Consider the following 6,437-nt stretch of genomic DNA (forward strand, 5'->3'; position numbering starts at 1 on the left):
CCCGCGCCCGCCGCGCCGCAGGACGGGACGGGCGCCGTCGTCCCCGACGCCGGCACGGCCCTCGCGGCCGAGGAGCCCGCCCCAGCCGGGGGCGACGCCGCCGCGTCGCCGTGATGTCCTGGGCGCTCCTCGCGCTGGGGCTCGTGCTGGTGGTCGAGGGCCTGCTCTGGGCCCTCGCGCCGCATCTGGTGGAGGAGCTCCTGGCGGCGCTGCGGGCGCTGACGCCCGAGGAGCGGCGGCTGGCGGGACTCGCGGCGCTGGCGCTGGGGCTCGCGCTGGTCTGGGGCGCGCGGATGGCCGGCGCGTTCTCGCCTTGACACATCTCTCACACCGACTTGACGCGGCGCGACGGGAGTTTGCGTTGCTTCAAGGCGTTGCCGGGACGATGTTCGTGATCGACGACCCGGCCACGATCCCGGGCCGCGAACAGCCGGCGGCCGCGCGCCGCCATTGAAGGAGCCGCTCGTGACACTCAAGACCCTCGCCCGATCCCTCGTCCACCGCCCCACCGGCGCGGCGGCGCTGATGCTGGGCACCGCGCTCGCGCTGACCCAGGTCATGCCCCTCGCCGCGCAGGACACCACGACGCAGGACCAGGTCACCCCCGCCGAGGACCAGTCCCCCTCCATCCCCGGCGAACAGTCCGCCGCGAACTCCCTGACCCCCGACGAGCCCGCGGCCATGGTGCCGGAGAGCGACAACCGTCCGCTGTCCTTCGCCGAGCTCGCCAAGCAGGTGAGCCCGTCCGTCGTCAACATCACGACCACGAGTGTCGTCGCCGCCGCCACCGGGCCCGAGGGGCAGGTGCCCCAGGGCTCGCCCTTCGAGGACTTCTTCGACCAGTTCGGCGGACCGAACGGCGGCCCGCAGCGGTCCCAGGCGCTGGGCTCGGGCTTCGTCATCTCGGATGACGGCTACATCGTCACGAACAACCACGTGATCGAGGGCGCCGACGAGATCCAGGTCGAGTTCTTCGGGGGCGAGCAGATGCCCGCGAAGCTGGTGGGCACCGACCCGGAGGCCGACATCGCCCTCCTCAAGGTCGAGGGCACCGGCCATCCCTTCGTGGAGTTCGGCGACTCGAACGGTTCCGACGCCGAGGTGGGCGACTGGGTGCTCGCCATGGGCAACCCGCTGGGCCAGGGCTTCTCGATCTCGGCCGGCATCGTCTCGGCCCGGGGCCGCGAGCTGTCGGGGACCTATGACGACTTCATCCAGACCGACGCCGCGATCAACCGGGGCAACTCGGGCGGGCCGCTCTTCGACATGAACGGGCGCGTCATCGGCGTGAACACCGCGATCCTGTCGCCCACCGGCGGCTCGATCGGCATCGGCTTCGCCATGTCGTCGGACGTGGTGAAGGGCGTCGTCGACCAGCTCCGCGAGTTCGGCGAGACCCGCCGCGGCTGGCTGGGCGTGCGCATCCAGGACGTCACCCCCGACATGGTGGGCGCGATCGAGGGGCTCGACACCCCGAACGGCGCGCTGGTGACGGACGTGCCGGAAGGTCCGGCCAAAGACGCGGGCGTCGAATCGGGCGACGTGATCCTGAGCTTCGACGGCCAGCCGGTCACCGACACCCGCGACCTCGTGCGCCGGGTCGGCGCCGCCCCGGTGGGCGAGCAGGCCGCGATGGAGGTGCTGCGCGACGGCAAGACGGTGACGCTCAACGTGACGCTGGCGCGCCGCGAGGAGGCCGAGGCCACCGCGCAGCCCGCCTCGGCCGAGGGCGGCCCCACCCAGCCCGAGAGCTCCGAGGTGCTGGGCATGACCCTCACCGTGCCGACGCCCGAGGTGCTGCAGGAGCTGGGCCTCGACGAGGGTACGCAGGGCCTCGTCGTCACCGAGGTCGAGCCGATCTCGGACGCGGCGGACAAGGGCCTCGCGCCCGGCGACGTCATCACCGAGGCGGGCCAGCAGCCGGTGGCCTCGGTCGCCGACTTCGAGGTGGCGGTGAAGTCGGCCGAGGAGGCCGGACGCAAGTCGCTGCTGCTGCTCGTCCGCCGGGGCGGCGAGCCGCGCTTCGTCGCGCTGTCCATCACCGAGGACGACAAGGGCTCGCAGGACCAGGGCACCACCCAGGAGCAGTGATCCGGGTCGCAGGACCGGACGGAGGGCGCCCCCAGGGGCGCCCTTCGCGTTTTTCAGGGGAGCGGCGTCCACCGGAACACCCAGCCCTCGCGCAGGGGCGCGGAGGGCGGGTCGCCCACGTCGCGGACGGGGTAGCAGGCCAGCGGCTCCAGCCGGTCGCGGGGAAGGAAGCGGCGGCCGATGTCGCCGACGAGGATCGGGGCGTCGGGTCCCAGGGCCGCGGCGGCCCCATCGAGGGCTTCGGTCGCGTGGCGGGCCGAGGCCGCGTCGTAGAAGACGTCCCCGGCCAGCACGGCGGATCGGCCTCGGCTCGCGCCAGCGGAGGCCCAGTCGAGGGAAAGCTCTCCGGCGGCCCGGATCAGGACGCGCGGCGCCGGAAGGCCGTTCGCCTCGGCGTTCACCCGGGTCGCGACGGCGGCCAGCGGGTCCGTGTCGACGGCCGTGGCCGCCTCCGCGCCCGCCCGTAGCGCGGCGAGGGAGACGAGGCCGGAACCCGCACCGATCTCCCACACGCTGCGGCCCTGGACCGTCTCGGGCTGCGCGGCGAGGTGCAGCGCCAGCGCGACGCCGCCGGGCCAGGCATGGGCCCAGTAGGGCGTCCCGCCCGGGGGCACGAGGCGGGAGAGCCCGCTCCGGGGCCCGGCGAGGTGCAGGCGGAGGCCCGTGCCCGGCACCTCGACCAGGGGCAGGTTCGCGCGGATGAAGGCTTCGGCGTCGGGGAGGTAGGTCATCGGGTCGCTCTCGCAGGGGCAGGATCGCGCGGCATCTGGAACCCTCCTCCTGCCCGGCCTAGATAGGCCCCGGACTTCAAGGAAAGACGAGAGCATGGCGCGGATCACCTATGTCGAGCATTCGGGCAAGGAGCACGTGGTGGACGTGCCCAACGGCCTGACCGTCATGGAGGGGGCCCGCGACAACGGCATCCCCGGCATCGAGGCGGATTGCGGCGGCGCCTGCGCCTGCTCGACCTGCCACGTCTACGTGGACCCGGACTGGGTGGACCGGCTGCCCAGGAAGGACCCGATGGAGCAGGACATGCTCGACTTCGCCTGGGAGCCCGACCCGGTGCGGTCGCGCCTGACCTGCCAGCTCAAGGTCTCGCCGGCGCTGGACGGGCTGCGGGTGCAGATGCCCGAGAAGCAGATCTAGGCCAGGAGCGCGAGCAGCGCCGCCATCTCGGCGAGCTGCTGCGCCGCGCCGCAGGTGTCGCCGGTCTGCCCGCCGAGGCGCGCGCGGACCAATAGGCCCCAGGCCAGCGTGACGAGCCCGACCCAGAGGACGGCCGAGGCGGCGGCGAGGCCCGTGGCGAGGAGCGCGACGAGGACGGCCGTGGCGCCCCCGAGGGCCAGCGTGGCGCCGGCCGGGCGTCCGATGAGCCGCGACAGGCCCCCCTCCCGCGCGGGCCGGAGCGCCCAGAGCATCGCGGGGGGCGACCAGCGGCTGAGAGCGCCGGCGGCGATCAGGGGACCCCAGGTGGCGCCCTGCGCGAGGAGGGCCAAGACCGCGCTCCAGCGGATCAGGAGCGAGAGGACCAGCGCCACGGCGCCGTAGCTGCCGATTCGGCTGTCGCGCATGATCTCGAGCCTCCGCTCGCGCGTGGACCCTCCCCAGAGCCCGTCCGCGCTGTCGGCAAGACCATCCTCGTGCAGCGCGCCGGTCGCGAAGGCCTGGACGACGAGCGCCAGCGCGGCTGCGACATTTGGCGGCAGCCCCGCCGCGAGGGCGAGCGAGGCCCCGGCGGCGGCGAGCGCCCCCACGACCGCGCCGGCCAGCGGCCAGGCCCAGGACGCCCTGGCCCCACGGGGATTCGGGAGCGGCCACCGCAGCGGAAGTCGCGTCAGGAACAAGACCGCCTCGACCGGATCGGATGGGCGGACGACCTCCGAGTAGGGCATCCCGTACTTTCCTTTGCCTGACGAAGGCCTAGGGAGAGTCCGACCCGAACGCAACGAGATCGACATGAACGCAACGACCCCCCTGGCCCCCTTCTCCACCCTCGCCGAGTTCCGCGAGATCCTCGCCGCCGCGCCCGACTGCGACCAGGCGGCCCGCGACGCCGCCGAGGCCCGCAACGACCGCCTGACCAAGCCGCCGCGCTCGCTCGGGCGGCTCGACGACCTCGCGATCTGGCTCTCGGGGTGGCAGGGGACGCCCAAGCCCGCCGTGGACAACCCGCAGATCTCCGTCTTCGCCGGCAACCATGGCGTGACCCAGCGCGGCGTCTCGGCCTATCCGGCCGAGGTGACGGAGCAGATGGTCCTGAACTTCCAGGCCGGGGGCGCGGCCATCAACCAGATCGCCCGCAGCGTCGGGGCGCGGCTGACGGTCCACGCGATCGACCTCGACCGGCCGACGGCGGACTTCACGCAAGGGCCGGCCATGACCGAGGCCGAATGCGTGGCGGCGCTGGCCGTGGGTTGGAACGCGCTCCTCGCCGGGACGGACCTCCTCGTGGCGGGCGAGATGGGGATCGGCAACACCACCGCCGCCGCCGCCATCGCCACGGCGCTGTTCGGCGGCGAGCCCCGCGACTGGGTCGGTCGGGGGACCGGCGTCGACGAATCCGGCATGAGCCGCAAGGCCGAAGCCATCGCCGAGGGCCTCGCCGCGAACCCGGTCGCGTCGGAGGACCCGCTGGAGGCGCTGCGGTGCCTGGGCGGGCGCGAGATCGCGGCCATGGCGGGAATCATCGCCCGCGCGCGGGTGGAGCGGGTGCCGGTGATCCTCGATGGCTTCATCTGCACGGCGGCGGCGGCGGTGCTGGCGAAGGCGGTGCCGGGCGCCATCGACCACGCGCAGGCCGGCCACCAGAGCGCCGAGGCCGCGCACCGCAACATGCTCCTGCGACTGGAGCTCGACCCGATCCTGACGCTGGGGATGCGGCTGGGCGAGGCCTCGGGCGCGGGGGTGGCCATCGGCGTGGTGCGCGCCGCCGCCGCCTGCCAGTCCGGCATGGCGAGCTTTGCCGAGGCCGGGGTCACGGGCTGACCCCGACGCGAGGCCCCCGGCGGGCTCAGCCGCCGGGGATCGCCAGCGCGTAGGTCCGTCCGCGCTTGACGTAGTTCAGGGCGTTGTCGCCGATGGCCGTGACCTGCCCGCCGTCGAGCCGGTCGCCCACGCTCACCCGGACGAAGCTGCCGTTGCCCATCCGCACGAGGGCGCGGCGGGCGTTCGGCTGGCCGTAGACCCCGATCAGGTTGATCTCCCTCAGCGCCATGGCGTCCTGGTAGGTCGCGGCCTGCGCCACGCTGGCGGCGGTCTGCCCGGAGGGCACGGCGGCGGCCGAGCTGGCCACCTCGGGGGCGCTCTCGGCCTGCTCGTTGGCGGCGAGGTTGCCGGCGGTCGAGGCCTGCCGCGCGGGCTGCTGTTGCTGCTGACGGGGCGCCGAGGCGCGGGCCAGGCGGTCGAGCTGCGCGGAGACGACGCGGCCGAAGTTCGCGGGCCGGGCCGCCGGGACGCGCGCCTGCGGCACGGCCTGGCGGGTCGCCCCGGCCAGCGGATCGGGCGAGTTCGCCATGATGGAGGCGAGCGCGGTCTGGACGTCGGGCTGCGCCGGTGCCTCGGGGACGGGGGCCTCGGCGGGCGCCTCCGGGGTCGCGAGGGCCTGCGCGACGGCGTCGTTCACCTCGGGCGAGGGCGCCGCCTCCGGGGCCAGCCCCTCGGGGCGGAGACCCGGGCGCGGGCCATCCCAGGCGGCGAGCTCCTGGGGCTCCTCGGGCGGCTCGGGGGCCAGACCCTCGGGCCGGGCGTTCGGGCGCAGGCCGGCGAGGCTCACGCCCCCCAGAGCGGCGAGGGGCGCGGCGACCGGCGCCGTCGGGGCGAAGGCCAGGGCATCGGGGAGGACGGGATCGACGACGCCGGTCGCGCCGGCCGGCGACTCGGCGCCCGGCGCCAGGGCGGCCAGCAGGTCCTCGGGCGAGGCGGGCTGGAGCGGCGCGCCGTTCGGCGAGGTCTCCCCGGCGGCGACGGCGGTCTCGGGCGGGACGAGGTCCTGGGGACGAAGGTGCGGCACCTTGCCCGGCGGCTCGGCCATGGCGTTCGCCCAGCCGGGGTCGGCGGCCTCGCGCTCGGGGCGGGCCCGCGGCAGGACGGGCGGGGGGCCGGCGACGACGGTGGCTTCGGGCTCCGCCGAGCCGGCGCCGGCCACCGCTTCCAAGGTGCCGGCCGAAGGCCCAGCGGTCGTCCCGGTGGCGGGGACCGCCTCGGGCGCGGGGTCGGCGCCTGCGACGGCCAGGGCCTCAATCAGCCGGGGGACCGGCGGCGGCTCGGGCGTGGCGAGAGGCGCGTCGGGCGCCAGGGCGGCCAGCTCGGGCAGCGGGGCGCCCGTGGCGGAGGGGGCCGCCTCG

At 75.4% G+C, this 6,437-nt stretch carries 7 protein-coding genes; 4 read left to right on the forward strand and 3 right to left on the reverse strand.

The window, feature by feature from the left end:
* The first annotated feature begins 113 nt into the window (after positions 1-113).
* Together RUMESO_RS23650 and RUMESO_RS23655 are read left to right on the forward strand one after the other, a co-directional pair.
* Positions 114-317, forward strand: a complete 204-nt coding sequence (locus RUMESO_RS23650) for a DUF2065 family protein (RefSeq protein ID WP_037284743.1) — start codon at positions 114-116, stop codon at positions 315-317.
* Positions 318-525: 208 nt separating this feature from the next.
* The gene (locus tag RUMESO_RS23655) at positions 526-2,091 is read left to right on the forward strand and encodes a Do family serine endopeptidase (RefSeq protein ID WP_051521654.1); all 1,566 of its coding nucleotides are present in this window, start codon (positions 526-528) and stop codon (positions 2,089-2,091) included.
* A gap of 53 nt (positions 2,092-2,144) precedes the next feature.
* Here RUMESO_RS23655 and RUMESO_RS23660 read toward each other — a convergent pair whose 3' ends face one another.
* Positions 2,145-2,822: a class I SAM-dependent methyltransferase gene (locus RUMESO_RS23660; protein WP_037284746.1), complete on the reverse strand. Its 678-nt coding sequence runs from the start codon at positions 2,820-2,822 to the stop codon at positions 2,145-2,147.
* Positions 2,823-2,916: 94 nt separating this feature from the next.
* Between RUMESO_RS23660 and RUMESO_RS23665 the strand changes: the two genes are divergently transcribed.
* Positions 2,917-3,240, forward strand: a complete 324-nt coding sequence (locus tag RUMESO_RS23665) for a 2Fe-2S iron-sulfur cluster-binding protein (protein WP_037284749.1) — start codon at positions 2,917-2,919, stop codon at positions 3,238-3,240.
* Here RUMESO_RS23665 and cobS read toward each other — a convergent pair.
* On the reverse strand, positions 3,237-3,986 hold the full coding sequence (cobS, locus tag RUMESO_RS23670) for an adenosylcobinamide-GDP ribazoletransferase (RefSeq protein ID WP_037284753.1): 750 nt from the start codon (positions 3,984-3,986) through the stop codon (positions 3,237-3,239). The genes RUMESO_RS23665 and cobS overlap by 4 nt on opposite strands.
* Positions 3,987-4,050: 64 nt before the next feature.
* Here cobS and cobT point away from each other — a divergent pair, with 64 nt between their 5' ends.
* The gene (gene cobT / locus RUMESO_RS23675; RefSeq protein WP_037284756.1) at positions 4,051-5,079 is read left to right on the forward strand and encodes a nicotinate-nucleotide--dimethylbenzimidazole phosphoribosyltransferase; all 1,029 of its coding nucleotides are present in this window, start codon (positions 4,051-4,053) and stop codon (positions 5,077-5,079) included.
* A gap of 25 nt (positions 5,080-5,104) precedes the next feature.
* Here cobT and RUMESO_RS25980 read toward each other — a convergent pair.
* A partial coding sequence (locus RUMESO_RS25980; RefSeq protein WP_037284759.1) for a hypothetical protein occupies positions 5,105-6,437 on the reverse strand: 1,333 nt, incomplete at its 5' end.

Source organism: Rubellimicrobium mesophilum DSM 19309 (assembly GCF_000600335.2).
Classification (GTDB): domain Bacteria; phylum Pseudomonadota; class Alphaproteobacteria; order Rhodobacterales; family Rhodobacteraceae; genus Rubellimicrobium; species Rubellimicrobium mesophilum.